13 protein-coding genes are annotated in these 17,721 nt (G+C 74.2%); 4 read left to right on the forward strand and 9 right to left on the reverse strand.

The annotated features are described in order from the left end of the window. The first annotated feature begins 100 nt into the window (after window positions 1-100). The gene (locus OG309_RS33650; protein ID WP_329426727.1) at window positions 101-910 is read left to right on the forward strand and encodes a polysaccharide deacetylase family protein; all 810 of its coding nucleotides are present in this window, start codon (window positions 101-103) and stop codon (window positions 908-910) included. Window positions 911-916: 6 nt separating this feature from the next. On the opposite strand, the gene OG309_RS33655 is transcribed toward OG309_RS33650, so the two are convergent. Then, window positions 917-1,168, reverse strand: a complete 252-nt coding sequence (locus OG309_RS33655; RefSeq protein ID WP_329426729.1) for an EF-hand domain-containing protein — start codon at window positions 1,166-1,168, stop codon at window positions 917-919. Window positions 1,169-1,381: 213 nt separating this feature from the next. Between OG309_RS33655 and OG309_RS33660 the strand changes: the two genes are divergently transcribed. Both OG309_RS33660 and OG309_RS33665 read left to right on the forward strand, forming a co-directional pair. Next, window positions 1,382-1,774, forward strand: a complete 393-nt coding sequence (locus OG309_RS33660; RefSeq protein ID WP_329426730.1) for a hypothetical protein — start codon at window positions 1,382-1,384, stop codon at window positions 1,772-1,774. Further along, window positions 1,771-5,931 (forward strand): hypothetical protein, encoded by a 4,161-nt coding sequence (locus OG309_RS33665; RefSeq protein WP_329426731.1) that lies wholly within the window; start codon window positions 1,771-1,773, stop codon window positions 5,929-5,931. The genes OG309_RS33660 and OG309_RS33665 overlap by 4 nt, the downstream gene beginning before the upstream one ends. Before the next feature lie 14 nt (window positions 5,932-5,945). Here OG309_RS33665 and OG309_RS33670 read toward each other — a convergent pair whose 3' ends face one another. Both OG309_RS33670 and OG309_RS33675 read right to left on the reverse strand, forming a co-directional pair. Further along, window positions 5,946-7,358, reverse strand: a complete 1,413-nt coding sequence (locus tag OG309_RS33670) for a carotenoid oxygenase family protein (RefSeq protein WP_329426732.1) — start codon at window positions 7,356-7,358, stop codon at window positions 5,946-5,948. Further along, entirely contained in the window at window positions 7,355-8,101 is a 747-nt protein-coding gene (locus OG309_RS33675; protein ID WP_329426734.1) for a TetR/AcrR family transcriptional regulator, read from the reverse strand. Before OG309_RS33675 ends, OG309_RS33670 begins: the two co-directional genes overlap by 4 nt. A gap of 160 nt (window positions 8,102-8,261) precedes the next feature. Between OG309_RS33675 and recQ the strand changes: the two genes are divergently transcribed. Then, the gene (gene recQ / locus OG309_RS33680) at window positions 8,262-10,307 is read left to right on the forward strand and encodes a DNA helicase RecQ (protein ID WP_329426736.1); all 2,046 of its coding nucleotides are present in this window, start codon (window positions 8,262-8,264) and stop codon (window positions 10,305-10,307) included. Between the two features lie 100 nt (window positions 10,308-10,407). Here recQ and OG309_RS33685 read toward each other — a convergent pair whose 3' ends face one another. The 6 genes from OG309_RS33685 to OG309_RS33710 form a co-directional block, all read right to left on the reverse strand. After that, window positions 10,408-10,890: an SRPBCC family protein gene (locus OG309_RS33685; RefSeq protein WP_329426739.1), complete on the reverse strand. Its 483-nt coding sequence runs from the start codon at window positions 10,888-10,890 to the stop codon at window positions 10,408-10,410. A gap of 97 nt (window positions 10,891-10,987) precedes the next feature. Then, window positions 10,988-11,812 carry a VOC family protein gene (locus OG309_RS33690; RefSeq protein WP_329426741.1) on the reverse strand — a complete coding sequence of 275 codons (825 nt, stop codon included), beginning with the start codon at window positions 11,810-11,812 and terminating at the stop codon, window positions 10,988-10,990. 106 nt (window positions 11,813-11,918) lie between these two features. Then, complete coding sequence (locus tag OG309_RS33695) at window positions 11,919-13,208, reverse strand: glycosyl hydrolase family 8 (protein ID WP_329426743.1); 1,290 nt, start codon at window positions 13,206-13,208, stop codon at window positions 11,919-11,921. Window positions 13,209-13,366: 158 nt separating this feature from the next. Beyond that, complete coding sequence (locus tag OG309_RS33700) at window positions 13,367-15,607, reverse strand: MMPL family transporter (protein ID WP_329426745.1); 2,241 nt, start codon at window positions 15,605-15,607, stop codon at window positions 13,367-13,369. Window positions 15,608-15,929: 322 nt separating this feature from the next. After that, on the reverse strand, window positions 15,930-16,730 hold the full coding sequence (locus OG309_RS33705; RefSeq protein WP_329426747.1) for an ABC transporter permease: 801 nt from the start codon (window positions 16,728-16,730) through the stop codon (window positions 15,930-15,932). Beyond that, a complete protein-coding gene (locus tag OG309_RS33710; protein WP_329426749.1) occupies window positions 16,727-17,716 on the reverse strand; it encodes an ATP-binding cassette domain-containing protein in 990 nt (329 codons plus the stop codon). Before OG309_RS33710 ends, OG309_RS33705 begins: the two co-directional genes overlap by 4 nt. Window positions 17,717-17,721: the final 5 nt, after the last annotated feature.

Below are 17,721 nucleotides of genomic sequence, written 5' to 3' on the forward strand. Positions count from 1 at the left end.
ACGTGTGACATTCGCGTCCGATATGCGTGAAACCTTCCGGCCGTCTCGTCCGTCCTCCCTTCTGGGATACGGTCAGGAACCTACGGGGAGTGGGCATTCCATGGGAGAGAAGCGCAAGTACACCACGCACATAGCCGTGGTGGCGTCGGCGATCGGGCTCAGCCTGGCGGCCTGGGGTGCCGCCGCGCTGACGGACCCCGAGGCGGCCGCCGGCGCGGGCGCCGCGCCGGGCGCGAACGCGCCCGTGGGGCGGGACAAGGAGCAGGGCAAGGGTCCGGCGCAGGTGCGCCCGGAGAAGGTGCCCGAGGGGATCGCGCACGCCGCGGAGGCGGGCGGCACGGCCGTCAACATCACGATAGACGACGGTCCCGACCCGCGCTGGACGCCGAAGATGCTCGACATCCTCAAGGAGAACGACGTCAAGGCCGTGTTCTGCATGGTCGGACCGCGGGCCCAGGAACACCCCCACCTCGTCAAGCGGATCGTCGCCGAGGGCCACAAGCTCTGCGACCACACGATGGACCACGACACCGCGATGGACAAGAAGTCCGTCGCCTACCAGAAGCGCCAGATCCTCGACGCGAAGAAGATGATCGAGGACGCGGCCGGCGGCGCGAAGGTCGAGTACTACCGCGCACCGGGCGGCGCCTTCACCCCCGACAGCCGCCGGATCGCCGCCGCGGCCGGCATGCGCCCGCTCGGCTGGAACGTCGACACGAAGGACTTCGAGCGGCCCGGTACCGCCTCGATCGTCCGCACCGTCAAGAACGAGCTGCCCAACGGCCCGACGATCCTCTTCCACGACGGCGGCGGCGACCGCGGTCAGACGGTCGCCGCCCTGGACCAGGTGCTGCCGTGGCTCAAGCAGCGGGGCCACACCTTCAGCTTCCCCGTACGGACCACCCCCTGAGGTCCGTCACCAGCCGAACCGGCGGTCGACCAGGGTGGCGAACTCCTCGAAGCTGAGCACCCGGTCGCCGTTCTGGTCGGCCTGGTCGAACAGCGCGGACGCGGCCTCGTCGTCCCCCACACCCCAGACCGGGATCACTCCCCGGGCGGCGAGCGTCGGGCCCTTGGCCCGCAGCGCGCCGATGACCTCGGCACGCGTCAGGGTGCCGTCCTGGTCGAGGTCGAGCGCGTCGAAGAGGATCCGAGCCTTGTCGCTCATCGTCTGTCCCGTTCCCTGTCCTGGTACGTGATGGCCGCCACGGCCGAGTGCCCGGTGGTGCCGTGCCGGGGCGTGCCCCGCTGTGGAGAAGGACGCCGGGGACGCCCGCGAAGTTGCCTCCGGCCGGTGGTCGCCCGCCGTGCCCCGTGGCGGGGTGGTGTCGTTGGGCCGGGGGGAGCGGCCGCCGGGGCCCACCCGGAGGGGAGCGGGAGCGTGACAGGTGTCGAGCTGATCCTCGCGGCGCTGGCGACCGGCGCGGCGGCGGGAGTGTCGGAGTCCGCCGGGACCGCCGTCCGCGACGCGTACGCGGGACTCAGGGACGCGCTCCGGCGCCGCGCCGCCCCGGAGGGGGCAGGCGACGACACCGGGACGCGGGAGCTGCCGGCGGCCGAGGAGACCGAGCCGGGCCTCTGGGAGGCCCGGATGCGCGGGCGGCTCGTGGAGACGGGCGCCGACCGCGACGAACGGGTCCTCGCCGCCGCCCGGCTCCTGCTGGAGCGGGCCGAGGCGGCCGGGGCGCGACGGGCCGGCCCCGTGGTGAACGCCGAGCAGGCCAAGGGCGTGCAGATCGGCGATCACAACACCCAGACGAACCACTTCTCTTGACCCGCGCGGACACGGACGCGGCCGCCGGGTCCGACCCGCCCGGGCGCGGCACGGGCGGCGGCCCCCTGCGGGTCCACGGGCCGGCGGCCGAGGTGCGCGTCGACGCCTCGCACGCGCGCGGCGTGCAGATCGGCGACGGCGGCGTCCAGACGAACCTCTTCCTCACGGCGGCGCCCGCCGCCCGCTCCGCCTACGCACACCAGGTACGGGCCATCGCCCCGCCCGAGCTCCTCGACCGGCAGCCGGAGCTCGCCGCGCTCGCGGCGTTCTGCACCGGCCCCGGCGACGGAGGGTACCTGTGGTGGCGGGCGCCCGCGTGGGCGGGCAAGTCCGCGCTGATGGCGTGGTTCGCCCTGCACCCGCCGCCCGGCGTCCGCGTGGTGCCCTTCTTCGTCACCGGCCGCTTCGCGGGCCACGGCGACCGGACCGGATTCACCGACGTCGTACTGGAGCAGCTGGCCGACCTGCTCGACCGGCCCCTTCCGGCGCACCTGTCCGAGGCCACCCGAGGGCCGCACCTGACCGGCCTCCTCGCGGACGCCGCGGCCCTGTGCCGGGACCGCGGCGAACGGCTCGTCCTCCTCGTCGACGGCCTCGACGAGGACCGCGGCGCGGTCGCCGGGCCGGACGTGCACAGCGTCGCCGCGCTGCTGCCGGTCCGGCCCCCGCACGGACTGCGGGTCGTCGTCGCGGGCCGACCGGACCCGCCGCTCCCCGCCGACGTGCCCGACGCCCACCCGCTGCGGAGCGCCGCCGTCGTCCGGGTCCTCGGCGCGTCGCCGCACGCCCAGGTGGTACGCCGGGACGCCGAGCGGGAGCTCAGACGCCTGCTGCACGGCTCCCCGGCCGAGCAGGACCTGCTCGGTCTCGTCACCGCCTCCGGCGGCGGGCTGCGGGCGGCGGACCTCGCGGAGCTCACGGGCCTCGACCGGTGGCGGGTCGACGAGCAGCTGGAGGCGGCGACGGCCCGTACGTTCACCCGGCGCGGCGCCCCCGACGGGTACCTCCTGGCCCACGAGGAACTCCAGGCCGCGGCCGTACGGTTCCTGGAACCGCGGCTCGATGCGTACCGGGAGCGGCTCCGCGCCTGGGCGGACACCTACCGAGGGCGGGGCTGGCCGGCGGAGACCCCCGACTACCTGCTGCGGGGGTACGCGGCGATGCTCGCCGACGCCGGCCCGGCGACCGAGCTGTCCGCTTGCGCGACGGACCGCGCCCGCCACGCCCGGCTGCTGGCCCGCACCGGCGCGGACGCCGCCGCGCTCGCCGAGATCGGCGCCGCGCAGGACGCGGTCCTCGCCCAGGAGCCTGTGGACCTGCGCACCCTCGGGGTGCTGGCCGTCCACCACGGCCTGCTCTCCACCCGGAACCTGGCGCTGCCGACGGCGCTGCCCGCCGTGTGGGCGGTGCTCGGCGACTTCCCCCGGGCCCGGGCCCTGGCGGGTTCGGTGCCGGAGGCCGGTGCCCGGGCCGGAGCGCTGACCGACCTGGTGCGGCGGGCGGCCGACGCCGGGCAGGACGAGTCGGCCCTCCTGCTCGCGGAGCGCGTCCGGACGACGGTCCGGGGCGTCGAGAACGCCTACCTGCGCGACCAGGCGCTGGTCCGACTCGCCACGGTGCTCGCCGGGGCCGGGCTCGTCGAGCGGGCGAAGGCGGTGGCCGACACCCTCACCGAAGCCGGCCTGCCCCACGCGGCCCTCCTCGGCATGGCGGAGGCCCTCGCCCGCACCGGACGGGACGCGCCGCTACGGGACCTCATCGAGGAACACGCGCGGCCCGAGCAGCGCGAGGCGGCGTGGCGACGGGTGGCGGAGGTCTGGGCCGACCGAGGGCGCATCGCGGACACGGAACGACTCGCCGCGTCCCTCACCACAAGGGCGCGGGCCTTCGCCTACGAATCCCTGGCCGGGGCGCAGGCGAGGGCGGGACAGTACGCGGCGGCCGAGGCGACGGCCGCCCTGGCGGGCGACGGGTTCGTCACGCAGCGGATCCTGAAGGGCCTGGCCCTCCACCTGGCCGGGGCCGGCAGCCACGCCCGCGCGGAGGCCCTCGTGGACCGGCTGACCGAACCGATGCTGCGGATGCACGGCCTGGAGCAGCTGGCGGCGCTCGCCGCGGCCGGCCCGCCCGATCTCCACGCCTCCGCCGCCCGCCTCTGGGCCCGCGCCCGCGCGCTCGCCGACGCGCAGCCGGACGCCGAGAACCGGGTACGGGCGTGGACCTCACTGGTACGGAACGCCGCCCCGGCGGCCGGCCCCGAGGAGGCACGCCGGCTCGCCGACCGGGCCGAGGCGCTGGCCCGCACGCTGAAGGGCCCCTACCGGGCGGCCCACGCCCTCAGCGCCCTGACGGAGGCACTCGTCCACGCGGGCGCGCACGACCGCGCCGAGGCCCTGCTGCGCACGCTCTCCGGATACAACGCGCAGGAGACGAGGCGGCGTTCGATCGCGGCGGCGGTCCGGCAAGGGGACCTCGCATGGGCGGAGGCGCTCGTCGGCCACGGGGACGGCGCGGGCGCACGGGACCACTCGCTGCGCGTCCTGGTGCGTGCGCTGCGCGAGCAAGGCCTGCGTGACCGCGCCACGAGCGCCGCCCGCACCCTCCGCTCCCAGCCGCTCCGGGCGGAGGCGCTGGCCGAGCTGGCACTGGCGGCGGCCGAGGCGGGCGAACACCGCACGGCGGCCGAGCTGGCCGCCGAGGCGGAGCGGGACGCGAGGTCCGCGCGGGACGCGGAGGAGGAGGGCCGCTCGCTGGCCGCGCTGCTCCGGGGGCTCTCCGCCGGTCCTGGCGCAGTCGCCGACGTCGACGCGGATGCTGCTCCCGATGCCGGTCCGGGTGTTGTTCCCGACGTCGACGCGGGGGTTGTCGCCGACTCAGGTCCGGGTGTTGCCCTCGGCGTCGACGCGGGCGCGGGCGCTTCCGCCGACGTCGGTCCGGGTGCTGCCCTGGACGTCGGTCCGGGTGTTGCTCCGAGCAACGACCCCGGCGGCGTCTTCGGAGCCGCCTCCGGCGCTGTCCCCACCGGCGACCCCGGTGGTGCCCGCGGCGCCGGCTTCGGCGCCGGCCCCCGGGCCCCCCGCTCCCGCGTCCGCCTCCTGGCGGGCCGGACGGACGCCGTGGCCGCCCGGCTCGTCGAGGAACACCCGCGTGGCGAGGTGCTGGCCGAGTTGGTCGAGGCGCTCTACCGGGCGGGGGAACACGGGGCAGTGACCCGGGCCCTGCGTGGGGCGCCGCCGGATACGCGGGCCACGGCGCTCACCGCCCTCGTCCGTGCGGCCGCACGCGCCGGGCGGCCACGGCACGTCGAGGTGTTCGCGGCCGCCGCCCTCGACGCGGCGCGTTCCGCGCGCGTGGAACCGGAGACGGCGCCCTACCTGGTGATCCGGATCGCCGCCGCGCTCGACCGGGCCGGGGCCGAGAGCCTGCTGGGAACGGTGACGGACCCCGTCGCCCACGTCAGGGGCTGGGCGGACCTCGTGGCGAGGGCCTCGTCCGTCGGCGGGGACCTGGCGTGGGCCGAGCGCCTCGCCGACCGGGCGGAGGCCGCCGTCGACGGCCTGCCGGGGGCCAACGCCCTGGACGAGGCGCTGCTGGGGCTGGCGGAGGCGCTCGCCGCGGCGGGCGCCCACGCCCGGGCCGAGGCGATCGCGCGCCCGCTGCTCCACCCGTACGCGAGGGACGTCGCCACGATCGTGCGCCTCCGCGCGGCCGCGGCCCGGCGGGACTGGGCGGAGCTCGACCGGCTCGCGGGCACGATGCGGTCGCGGAGCGGGACGCTGCGCACGATGGCGTCCCTCGCGGCCGTCGCGGCGGGCGAGGGTGATGTCGCGGGGGTCCGCGAGTTCGTGCGGGTGGCGACGGTCGCCGGCGTGGGGCCGGAGGAGTGGGAAGGGCTGGTCGGCCCGGTCGTGGGCGCCCTGGCGGCCGCCGGGGAGGCCACGGCGGCCGAGGCCCTGGCCGAGGGCGTCCCGTTCCCCGGCGGCGGGACCCGGGTCCGGGTCGCCCTCGCCCGGGTCCTGGAACCGGACCGGGCCCGACCGCTGTTGGCGCGCGCCTTGCGCGAGGGCGACTGGCGCGAGGCGGCGGACGCCCTGGGCCTCCACCGGCCGGACGCCGTGGAGGCGATGACGGACGCCTACCTGGACGGCACGTCCTGAGAGCGGCCCCCGGATCAGCGGGCGGGTGCCGCGGCCGCCGTCGACTCGTCGCCCGGGACCCAGTTGCCGTGCAGTCCGAGCGGGACCCGGACCGGCAGGTGGATCCGGGCCAGGGGCTCTCCGGTGAAGTCCTGGGCGGACAGGATCACCAGGTCGCTCGCGCCCCGCTCGGGGGAGAAGACGTAGGCCATGACGTAGCCGTCGTCCTCCGCCGACGGTGACTCCGCCGGGACGAAGACCCCCTCCCCGACGGTCCCGTCCCGCCCGAACTCGTGCGCCTGTGTGGTCCCCTGGAGCAGGTCGTGCTTGAGCAGGGCGTTGCTGAAGCCCTCCTCGGGACGGGCGTCCTCCGGGCCGGCGGGCGCCGCGTACAGCTCGACGGCGGCGGTGTAGCCGAAGCGGTGGGGGCGACCCGTGCGCCGGGAGTCGACGCGCGGGAACTCCTGGACCCGGTCGTCCAGCCGGTCCTCCCGCACGCGGCCGGTGGTGAGGTCGATCGTCCAGCGGTCCAGCGTGGGCCGGCTCGCCCCGACGTCCCGGATGTCGAAGCCCTCCCCGTGCCGTACGACGTCCACGACGATCTCCGGGCCGCCCGCGCCGACCCGCTCGTACGCGTTGAGGGTGTGCCCCACCAGTCCGGGCGCGAGGTCGGACCAGCGCACCGGCCCGCCCTCGCGCGGCATGACGCCCACCCGCGCCCCGCGCCGCTCGTCCCAGGCGAACGGGACCCCGGTCGCCAGGTGGGCCGGGCTGAAGACCACGGGCGAGTCGAAGATCAGGACGTGATGCTCGGTGAGCGCGAAGTCGTGCATGTACGGATTGCCGGGCACCCGCACGGTCGTCGTGCGCCGCACCGCGCCCGTGGCGTCCATCACGATGTGCTGGACGTCGTCGGAGCCGTACAGGAAGGCGAGCGCGTGCAGTTCGCCGGTGTGCGGGTCGTGGACGCAGTGGGCGTTCGCGCTGTACCCCTGCGGGGTCGCCCCCAGGGCGCACGGGCCCACCGTCTCCAGCTCGTAGTCGAGCTCGTACGGACGGATGCCGCCTTCGAGGAGCGCGAAGGTGCGCCCGGCCAGGCCCGCGACCTGCACGTTCGGCGAGATGTCCAGGCGCTCGTCGACCGGCGTGCCACGGCGGCGCTCGCCGAGCCGGTCGGCGACGGCACCCGAACGGACCCAGCGGTTGCGGTACCACTCCGCGCGCCCGCCCCTGATCCGCACGCCGTGGACCATGCCCGCACCGAGGGTCCACAGGTGCGCGGCGGGGTCCTCGACGCCCAGCGGGTTGGGGCCGTTGCGTAAGTAGCGGCCGTCGAGGTGGGCCGGGAGCCGTCCCGTGACGGGCAGGTCGTGGGCGGTGACCTCCTCGGTGACGGGGGCGAAGCGCCCGGAGAGGTAGCGGTTGCGCTGACGTCGTTCGATGGTCACGCGGGCCGTCCTTCGCCGTCGGCGGACGTACGGGGGAGGGGCTCGGCCGCGGAGGCGGCAGGGGGCCGGGTCCGGGCGTCGGGCGCCGCCGGGGGCTCGGCCCCGGCAGGGGAACCCGGCTCGGTCCCGGCTCCCGGCACCCCGGAGAGGAAGGCCCGGCCCACCGCCGCCATCAGGGCGTCGTAGCGGGGGCCGGCCTCCTCCGGGGTGAAGTGGCCGCCGATCTCCAGGCTCACCGCGCCGTGCGAGGCGGCCCAGAGCAGCTTCGACAGCTCCCGGGCGTCGCCGGGTCGGAAGACCCCGGCCGCCATGCAGGCGCCGACGGCGGCGGCGGAGGTCTCGAAGGCGCCCTCGGCGACGGAGAGGGCCTCCGGGCTCGGGTGGAAGTCCGGTACCGGCTGCTCGAACATCACCCGGTAGTAGGCCGGCTCGGCCAGGGCGTGCGCCCGGTAGGCCTGCCCGAGCCGGGTGAGGTGGGCCAGTGGGTCGCCGTCCCGGGGCACCGCCTCCTGCGCGCGGCGCAGGCGGGCGAAGCCCTCGCGGTAGAGGGCGTCGATCAGTCCCTCCTTCCCGCCGAACATGGTGTAGAGGACCTTGGTCGACGCGCCGATGTCGGCGGCGATCCGCCGCATCGTCAGCGCGGCGGGCCCTTCCGAGACGAGCAGATCGATGGAGCGGTCGAGGATCGTGGTGCGCACGGCGTCCTGGCCGGCGCGCTGGGCATCCTGATACGGCGTGCTCATGGGTAACACTGTATTGGATGGGTAACGCTGTTACCAGACTCGGGGTAACGCTGTTACCGGGCGATGTCGGGGTGTCGATCCGGACTCCTCGGCTCCGGAGTTGTCCACAGGTTGCGGCGGCTCGGCCAAGGGTGTCCGTCCGGGCGGCTAGGCTTTTCGAATGGCCCTCACCGACGCTTCCCCCGAGACCTCCGACGCCCTGCGGGTGCTGCACCGCGTCTTCGGTTACGGCTCCTTCCGCGGCGAGCAGGAAGAGATCATCGAGCAGGTCGTCGCAGGCGGCGACGCCCTCGTGCTGATGCCCACCGGCGGCGGCAAGTCGCTCTGCTACCAGATCCCGGCACTCGTCAGAGAAGGCACGGGCGTGGTGATCTCCCCGCTCATCGCGCTGATGCAGGATCAGGTGGACGCGCTCACCGCGCTCGGGGTGCGAGCCGGCTTCCTCAACTCGACGCAGGACGGCTACCAGCGGCAGGAGGTCGAGCGGGCCTTCCTCGCCGACGAGCTCGACATCCTCTACCTGGCACCCGAGCGGCTGCGCACCGAGGGCATGCAGCGGCTGCTCGACCGGGGCAAGATCTCGCTCTTCGCGATCGACGAGGCCCACTGCGTCGCCCAGTGGGGCCACGACTTCCGGCCCGACTACCTCGCTCTGTCGATGCTCCACGAGCGCTGGCCCAAGGTGCCCCGGATCGCGCTCACGGCCACGGCCACCGAGGCCACCCACGCCGAGATCGCCGGCCGGCTCGGACTGCAGGAGGCCCGGCACTTCGTCGCCAGCTTCGACCGGCCGAACATCCAGTACCGCATCGCCCCGAAGAACAACGCGCTCAAGCAGGTCCTGGAGCTGATCCGCACCGAGCACGACGGGGACGCGGGCGTCGTCTACTGCCTGTCCCGGTCCTCGGTGGAGAAGACCGCCGCCTTCCTCGTGGAGAACGGCGTCGACGCCGTGCCGTACCACGCGGGCATGGACGCCGCCACGAGGGCCGCCAACCAGTCGCGCTTCCTGCGCGAGGACGGCGTCGTGGTCGTCGCCACGATCGCCTTCGGCATGGGCATCGACAAGCCCGACGTGCGCTTCGTGGCCCACCTGGACCTGCCGAAGTCCGTCGAGGGCTACTACCAGGAGACCGGTCGCGCCGGACGCGACGGGGCGCCGGCGACGGCGTGGCTCGCGTACGGACTGCAGGACGTCGTCCAGCAGCGCAAGCTCATCGACGGCTCCGAGGGCGACGAGGCCCACCGCCGCTCCCTGGCGGCGCACCTGGACGCCATGCTCGCGCTCTGCGAGACCGTCGACTGCCGCCGCGTCCGGCTCCTGGCCTACTTCGGGCAGCAGGGCGAGCCGTGCGGCAACTGCGACACCTGTCTGACCCCGGCCGAGTCCTGGGACGGCACGGTCGCCGCACAGAAGCTGCTGTCCACGGTGTGGCGGCTGGCCAAGGAGCGGCGCCAGAAGTTCGGCGCCGGCCAGATCATCGACATCCTGCAGGGCAAGAAGACGGCCAAGGTCATCCAGTTCGACCACGACACCCTCACCGTGTTCGGCATCGGCGCCGATCTGAGCACGGCGGAGTGGCGGGGCGTCGTGCGCCAGCTGCTGGCCCAGGGGCTGCTCGCCGTGGAGGGCGACTACGGGACGCTCGTCCTCACGGACGGCAGCGGCGAGGTCCTCGGCGGCCGCCGCAGCGTCCTCATGCGGAAGGAGAAGGCCCCGGCCGCACCCTCCCGCAAGGAATCCGGCTCCCGCTCCGGCAAGGGCGCCCGGGTGCCCGTCGACCTGCCGGCCGCCGCCGTGCCGGTCTTCGAGGCCCTTCGCGCCTGGCGCGCCGCCGCCGCCCGCGAGCAGGGAGTCCCGGCGTACGTCGTCTTCCACGACGCGACGCTGCGGGAGATCGCGACCCGGCTGCCCGGCACGATCGAGGAGCTGGGCACCGTCGGCGGCGTCGGCGAGGCCAAGCTCACCAAGTACGGGCAGGGCGTCCTCGAAGCCCTCGCCGAGCACACCGGCCCCGTCCCCGGTCCGTCCGCCGCCGAGCCTGCCGCGGCTCCGGTCGCCGCCAAGGCTCCGGCGGCCGTGGCCGCCGGAGCCACCCGGGCGAGCCGCCCCGCGCCGCAGGACGACAAGCCCGGCTTCGACCCGGACGAGGAGCCCCCGTTCGACGAGGACGAGATCGACCCGCCCTGGGACGACTGGCAGTAGGCGACCGGCCGGGGGCCGGCCGAGGGGCATGGGCGCGGGGCCGGGTCAGGCCGCCCGGCCGGGACGGGGCCGCCGAGCGGCCCTCACACCCCCGGACGCGTCACAGGGCCGCGGTCCTCGCGATCGCGGCCAGGGTGGCGCGCATCCCCGCCCGGTTGAGGGCGATCCGGCGGGCCGGGTGGGTGCCGGCGAAGACCGTGCCGAGAAGGTCGGCGACCTTGCCCCGGGGCCCGCCGGACCGCAGGTCCTGCCAGAACTCGGTGACGCGGGTGCCCGTGCCCTGCGCTTCGAAGCGGTAGCCCCAGCGGGCGATCGGCAGCCCGAAGACGCCGACGTCGAAGGTGAACGCGCGGTCCTGCCGCGCCTCGACCACCCGGCCCAGCGTGAACCAGACGAACGGACCGCGCCGGTTGAATCCCACGAAACGCGTCCCGGACCGCGCCGGCGTCCCCGACAGCACCCACACGGAGCGGCACTCCGGACTCCAACGCCCCATGTTCCGCAGATCCGACACGAGCCGGTAGACGGTCGCCGGCGGCGCCTCGATCACCGTGCTCTCTTCCAGGCTCCGCTGCCGTTCCATCGCCCTCACCCCTCGTCGCCGGAGACTCCGGGGCGGCGGCCCCGCCCCTACTCGTCGGTACGGTAGCGGGTCGGGGCGCTGCCCGGGGCGGGCGGGCTCAGCCCGCTTCGGGTGCCAGGACGACGAAGTCCGCGTTCGCCGGGTCGAGACAGACGGCCAGCCTGCCCACGCCCGGCATGTCGGCCGGCCCCATCTGCACGGAACCGCCGTTCCCGGTGACCTGGGCGACCGTGGCGTCGCAGTCCGCCACGGCGAACACCGGGTGCCAGTACGGGCGTCCGCCCGTGAGGGCGAGCTGGTCCGAGGGCAGCTGGAGGAGGCCGCCGTGCATGCGTTCCGCGGGGAGCCCGGCGGGCGTGATGAGGGTGTACGTGCCCTCGCCGCCCGGCATCTCCATGTCGCTGTACCACCAGCCGAGGACGGAGCCGTAGAACTCCCGGGCCGCGGCGGCGTCACTGGTGTACAGCTCGGTCCAGGACAGCGAGCCCGGCTCGTCCACGAGGTCGACGCCCTTGTTCGTGCCCGGCTGCCAGACGGCGAACTGGCCTCCCAGGGGGTCGCTGTACTGCGCCATCCGGCCCCACTCGTCGAGGTCCATCGGGGGCACCCGGACCGTGCCGCCGGCCTTCTCGACCGCCTGGGTCGTGGCATCGGCGTCGGCGACGCTGTAGTAGATCATCCACGCCGAGCGGGCGCCCTTCTCGGTCAGCTTGCCGAGCCCGGCGACGATCTTGCCGTCCTTCCGGAACATGCCGCCCTCGAAGTCCTCGGCCTCCGCGGAACCCCCGGCGTCCTCGGCGCCGCCCATGGCCTCGTAGTCCCAGCCGAACACGGTCCGGTAGAAGGCCGCGGCGGCCGGGACGTCGGGGGTGCCCAGGTCGAGCCAGCAGGGGGAGCCGGGGGAGAAGTCGGTGGTGATCACGGGGTGTTCCCTTCGCAGGTGCGGTGCCCCCCAGGGCCCCAGCCTGGCACCCCGGACGGGCACGCGCCCTGCAGGCGGCGGCGCGTGTCGCCCGGGGTGCGCGCCGCTACGGGACCCAGTGGTTCCCGGACGCCGTGATCATGACCTGGAGCTGGATGCTCGCGGAGAAGTAGCTGCTGGTGTCGACCGGCGTCGCCAGCATCCGGTTCCACAGTGCGTCGAGCCAAGCCTGGCTGCCCGGGTCGGTCATGGCCGCGAGCGTGAACGGGGCGAAGTAGGCGGCCTCGCTGCCCGAGGAGATCTGCGTCCCGTTCAGCTTGTACCCGATGCCGATCTTCTTCGGGTCGCCGCCGGTCTTGCCCTTGATCCAGCCGTTCAACTTGCGGGCCGCCGCGAGGGACTTGGCGTCCCCGCTGGTCACCGCGTCGTCCGCGATCCGCCACGGCGTGCGGCAGGCGTTCCACCAGTAGGCGCCGTCGTTCGCGTGCTCCAGGACCTTGCCGGGGGCCGGCTTGGGCGTGGTGTTCGTGTTGACGACGAAGTCGGGCAGCAGACCGGTGTTCGGGGCGTACGAGGACTGCAGGTTCGCGATCTGGTTCTGGTGGGCGGTGCGGACGGTGTCCCAGGCGGCGTCGCCGGTCGCCGCGCGGAAGGCGCGGAAGTGGTCGGCCATCCAGTCCGAGGTGCGGGAGACGTTGTAGTACTCGTCGCCCTTGCTGCTCCAGTCGCCCAGCTTCAGCAGGTTGGTGGACGGGTTCAGCTCGTCCTTCTTGATCGCGGCGATGTGCTTGAGGGCCAGCGCCTTGTAGTCGTACGTGCCCGAGCTGCCCCACTGCCGGTCCGCGAGCAGCAGCCCGTAGGCGACGTCCAGGTCGCCGTCGGTGGCGGCGTCGCTCCCGTCGACGCTCTTGCAGGAGCTGTCCTGTTCGGCGGCGAGCAGGTCCTTGTTGATCGACGACGGGTGGTCGATCATCCACTTCGTCAGACCGTCGAAGATCTTCTTCGCGTCCGGGTCCGCCCCGGCCATCGTCGCGGCGATGACCATGCCGTAGCCCTGTGCCTCGCCGACGTACGGATGGTCCGCGTCGGGCGAGATCACCTGGTACCAGCCGTGGCCGCAATTCTGGCGGACGAAGGCCGATTTCCATTTGTTGTAGTAGTCGACGACCTTCTGGTCGAGTGTGGTCTGCGCGCCGGAGGGCTTCAGGGTCCCGGCGGCGTACGGCTTGGTGTGGCTGCCGAACGGGACGGAGGGGCCGGCCGCCGCGGCCGCGCCCGCGGTGGGGCCGAGCGCGGCGATCCCCGTGAGGGCGGTGGCGGCGACGGCGAGACCCGCGAGGGGGCGGTGCCATCGGGAGGTGCGGTGCGTGGAACGGTGCTGATGTGCCTGTGACATCGGGCGTCCTCGGGGGAAGTGGTGCACCAGTGGGGGGTGGATCGGGTACGGGCCCGAGCGGACCCGCAATGGTTAGGAAATGTTCCTAACCATTGCGCGGGAGAGACTAGAGACCCACGCCCGGCCGCGCAAGGCCGCCGACGCCGCGTGACACGCGGTCAGCCCACGAGGTGCCGCTCCCGCGGGGTGTTCCCCGGCACGGTCCCGTCGGCGCGGGCGAGCCGCTCGCCCTCGACGTCGAGGTTCGGCAGGAGTCGGTCGAGCCAGCGGGGCAGCCACCAGGCGGACCTGCCCAGCAGGGCGAAGAGGGCGGGGACGATCGCCATGCGGACCACGAAGGCGTCGAAGAGCACGGCGGCGGCGAGGCCGAATCCGATCATCTTCACAAAATCATTATCCTCCAGGACGAATCCGGAGAAGACGCTGGTCATGATGATCGCGGCCGCGCTGACGACCCGGCCGCCGTAGCGGAAGCCGGTCACGACCGCCTCGCCGGGGCGGGCGCCGTGGACGTACGCCTCGCGCATCCGGGACACGAGGAAGACCTCGTAGTCCATCGCCAGGCCGAAGACCACGCCGATCATGAAGATCGGCAGGGTGCTCATCACCGGGCCGGGGTGGTCGACGCCGAACAGGTCGGCGAGCCAGCCCCATTGGAAGACGGCGACGACGGCGCCGAGGGCGGCGCTCACCGACAGGAGGAAGCCCAGCGCGGCCTTGAGCGGGACGAGCACGGAGCGGAAGACCAGCATGAGCAGGAGGAAGGCCAGGCCGACCACGAGCGCCAGGTAGGGGAGCAGGGCGTCGTCGAGGGTTTGGGAGAAGTCGATGAACATCGCGGTCTGGCCGGCCACCAGGATCTCGGTGGCGCCCGCCCGGGTCTCCAGACCGCCCGCCGCGTCGCGCAGGGAGCGCACCAGGTCCTCGGTCCTGGCCTCGGTCGGGCCGGTCTCGGGGACGACCGTCAGCAGGGCCGTGTCGCCGGCCTGATTCGCCGTCACCGGGGAGACGTCCGCGACGCCCCGGACGTCTTCGAGCGCCGTCCGCACCCGCTCCGCCGCCGCCTTCGCGTCCTTCGCCTCGACGGTGACCGTCAGCGGCCCGTTGAAGCCGGGGCCGAAGGAGTCCGACAACAGGTCGTACGCCTTGCGCTGGGTGGTGTCCGGGGCCATGGTGCCCTCGCCCGGCAGCCCCAGTTCGAGGCTCGCGGCCGGTACGGCGACCGCGCCGAGGCCCAGGACGCCGACCAGCAGCACGGCGACCGGGTGGCGCAGCACGAGGCCGGCCCAGCGGGCTCCCAGGTTGGGCTTGGTGCGGGCGGCGCGCCGGTCGGCCTTGCGCTGCTGACGCCGTGACAGGGCCTTGCCGGTGTGCCGCTTGCGATCGAGGCGGGCGAGCACCTTGACCGGGGCGAAGCCGAGGAGGGCGGGGACGAAGGTGATCGCGACGAGCACGGCCACGGCCACGGTACCGGCGGCGGTGAGGCCCATCTTGGTGAGCATCGGGACGTTCACCACCGCGAGCCCGGAGAGGGCGATGATCACGGTGAGGCCGGCGAAGACGACGGCCGAACCGGCGGTGCCCACGGCGCGGGCGGCGGCGTCCGCACGCTCCCGCCCCTCGGCGATCTCGGAACGGTAGCGGGAGACGATGAACAGGGCGTAGTCGATGCCGACGGCGAGGCCGATCATCATCGCGAGCGTCGAGGTCGTGGACGACAGACCGAGGGTGCTGCCGAGCGCGGTGATGGCGCCGATGCCGATGCCGACGCCGATGACGGCCGTCAGCAGGGGCATGCCGGCGGCGACGAGCGAACCGAAGGTGAGCAGCAGGACCACGGCGGAGACGAGGATGCCCAGCTTCTCGCCCGTACCGCTCATCGCCTGCTCGATCTTGACGGCGTCGCCACCGGCCTCGACGACGAGCCCCGCGTCGCGGGCCCGCTCCATGGCCCGGGCGAGCCCGTCGTGGGCCGCGTCGGTGAGCTCCGTGGCGGAGGCGCCGTACGTGACGTACGCATAGCCGGTCGTACGGTCGGAGCTCACCGCGCTCGTCGTGAACGGGTCGGCGACGGCGCTCACTTGGGGCGCCTTGGCCAGGTCGGCGACGAGCTTGAGGACCTGGGCCCGGCGCTCGGGCGAGGTGAGGTGCTCGGAGCCCGGGGCGCGGACGACGACCCGTGCGGCGGCGCCGTCGGCGCGGGCGGCCGGGAACTTCTCCTGGAGCAGGTCGAAGGCCTTCTGGGACTCCGTACCCGGCATCGAGAAGGTGTCGGCGGGAGGGGGCGGGGCGGTCGAGGCGGCGAAGCCCACGCCGACCAGGGCGAGGAGCCAGAGCAGGACGACCAGGCCACGCCTTCGGAAGGCGAAGCGGCCGAGCCGGGAGAGGAAGGTAGCCACGGAGGTGGGTCCTGTCGGGTGAGGAGGGTCTCGGGCGAGTGCGTGCGGGCAGCACGGGGCGTCCCGGCGGCGCGCGAGGCAGGGTGCGGCGCGGGAGCGGTGTGCTGAGTGGAAGTGGACCGCGGCGGCCGGAAGGCCTGTCGGGGCGGGGCCGGGGAGGGTGTCACCCGGCCGTTCGACGCTCGGCTCGTCCGGCGGAGGGCCCGTGAGGTCAGGGGCCTGTTCGACGCGGGGCGTTCAGTGCGGGGCGTCCGTTCGAGGTCCCGTTCGCGCCGATCGTTCGGAGGTGGGCTTCACGGATCCGTGAGCGCGAGGGCCGGGGTCAGCGCCTGGCCGTGCGGCTGAAGGCGGAGCGGGCCCAGAGGTAGCCGGCGAGGGTGAGACCGAGGCACCAGGCCAGGGCGAGGTATCCGCTGGTGCCGATCTCCGTGCCCATCAGGAGTCCGCGAAGGGTCTCGATGACCGGGGTGAAGGGCTGGTACTCGGCGAACCAGCGCAGTCCGGTGGGCATGGAGTCGGTCGGGACGATGGCGCTGCCGAGGAAGGGCAGGAAGGTCAGCGGCAGGGGCGCGTTGCTGGCCGACTCCGGGGTCCTGGCCACCAGGCCCATTCCGGCGGCGAGCCAGGTCAGGGCGAGGATGAGCACGGTCAGCAGGCCGATGGCGGCGAGCCATTCGACGGGTGAGGCGTTGGGCCGGAAGCCGATGGCGAGGGCGACGCCGATGACCAGGGCGACGGCGATCAGGGTCTGGATGACGCTGCCGACGACGTGCCCGGTGAGGAACGCGGCGCGGGATATCGACATCGTGCGGAAGCGGTTGACGATGCCCTCGGTCATGTCGACGCAGACGCCGACCGCCGTGGCGACCGCGCCGGCGGTGGCGGCCATCAGGATGATGCCGGGCGCGACGTAGTCGATGTAGGCGCCGCCTCCGGCGCCGGAGATCCCGGCGCCGGAGATCCCGGCGCCGATGGCCCCGCCGAAGGCGTAGTTGAACAGCAGCAGCATCATCACGGGCATGATGACGGTGGAGATCGTCATCGACGGGTAGCGCTGCGCGTGCTTGAGGTTGCGTCGCAGCATGGTCAGGGAGTCGCTGACCGCGTACGTGAGGGTGCTCATCGGGCCATCTCCGTCGTGGAGTCGGGCGTCCCGTGACCGGTGAGGGTCAGGAAGACGTCGTCGAGGTCGGGCGTGTGCACGGTGAGGGACTCGGCGGCCAGCGCCGCGCCGTCGAGGACGTCGAGGACGGCCCGCAGGGTCGGCAGGGTGCCGTCGCCGGCGATGCGGAGGGTGAGCTCCTCGGGGTCGCGGGCGGCGGCGCCGAAGTGACGGGCGGCGGCGTCGAGTTCGGCGACGGAGCCGAAGCGCAGCCGGATGTGTCCGCCGGGTATCAGGGCCTTCAGCTCGTCCGGGGTGCCCTCGGCGACCAGCCGGCCCTTGTCGAGGACGGCGATGCGGTCGGCGAGCTGGTCGGCCTCCTCCAGGTACTGGGTGGTCAGGAAGATGGTGACGCCGTCGTCGGCGACCAGCCCGCGGATGATCTCCCACATGGTGCGCCGGCTGCGCGGGTCGAGCCCGGTGGTCGGTTCGTCGAGGAAGATGATCCGGGGGTCGCCGACCAGGGTCATCGCCAGGTCCAGCTTGCGGCGCATGCCGCCGGAGAGGGTGGAGACCGGCTTGCGGGCGGCCTCGGCGAGTTCGAACCGCTCCAGGAGCGCGGCGGCCCGGCGACGGCCCTCGGGCCGGGGAAGGTGCCGCAGGTCCGCCATCAGGTGGAGGTTCTCCTCCGCGGTCAGGAGGTTGTCGACGGCGGCGAACTGGCCGGTGACGCCGATCGCGGCGCGGACGCCGTCGGGCCGTTCGGCGAGGTCGTGGCCGGCGATCCTGGCCCGCCCGGCGTCGGGCCGGACGAGCGTCGAGAGGATCTCGACGGTGGTGGTCTTGCCGGCCCCGTTGGGGCCGAGGAGGGCGAAGACCGAGCCCTCGGGGATGGTGAGGTCGATGCCGTCGAGGACGATCTTGTCGCCGTACGACTTGTGCAGGCCGAGAGCGGAGATGGCGGGCGGGGCCGTGGTGCCGGCCCTGTCCGTGGTGGTCGCGGTCATGGGCT

Source organism: Streptomyces sp. NBC_01268, assembly GCF_036240795.1.
GTDB lineage: Bacteria > Actinomycetota > Actinomycetes > Streptomycetales > Streptomycetaceae > Streptomyces.

What these genes read in the sequence shown, in the direction of transcription:
- OG309_RS33695 (WP_329426743.1), bottom strand. Translation starts at nt 13,208, where the DNA reads ATGTCACAGGCACATCAGCACCGTTCCACGCACCGCACCTCCCGATGG.
- OG309_RS33650 (WP_329426727.1), top strand. Translation starts at nt 101, where the DNA reads ATGGGAGAGAAGCGCAAGTACACCACGCACATAGCCGTGGTGGCGTCG.
- OG309_RS33675 (WP_329426734.1), bottom strand. Translation starts at nt 8,101, where the DNA reads ATGAGCACGCCGTATCAGGATGCCCAGCGCGCCGGCCAGGACGCCGTG.
- recQ (WP_329426736.1), top strand. Translation starts at nt 8,262, where the DNA reads ATGGCCCTCACCGACGCTTCCCCCGAGACCTCCGACGCCCTGCGGGTG.
- OG309_RS33710 (WP_329426749.1), bottom strand. Translation starts at nt 17,716, where the DNA reads ATGACCGCGACCACCACGGACAGGGCCGGCACCACGGCCCCGCCCGCC.
- OG309_RS33655 (WP_329426729.1), bottom strand. Translation starts at nt 1,168, where the DNA reads ATGAGCGACAAGGCTCGGATCCTCTTCGACGCGCTCGACCTCGACCAG.
- OG309_RS33705 (WP_329426747.1), bottom strand. Translation starts at nt 16,730, where the DNA reads ATGAGCACCCTCACGTACGCGGTCAGCGACTCCCTGACCATGCTGCGA.
- OG309_RS33685 (WP_329426739.1), bottom strand. Translation starts at nt 10,890, where the DNA reads ATGGAACGGCAGCGGAGCCTGGAAGAGAGCACGGTGATCGAGGCGCCG.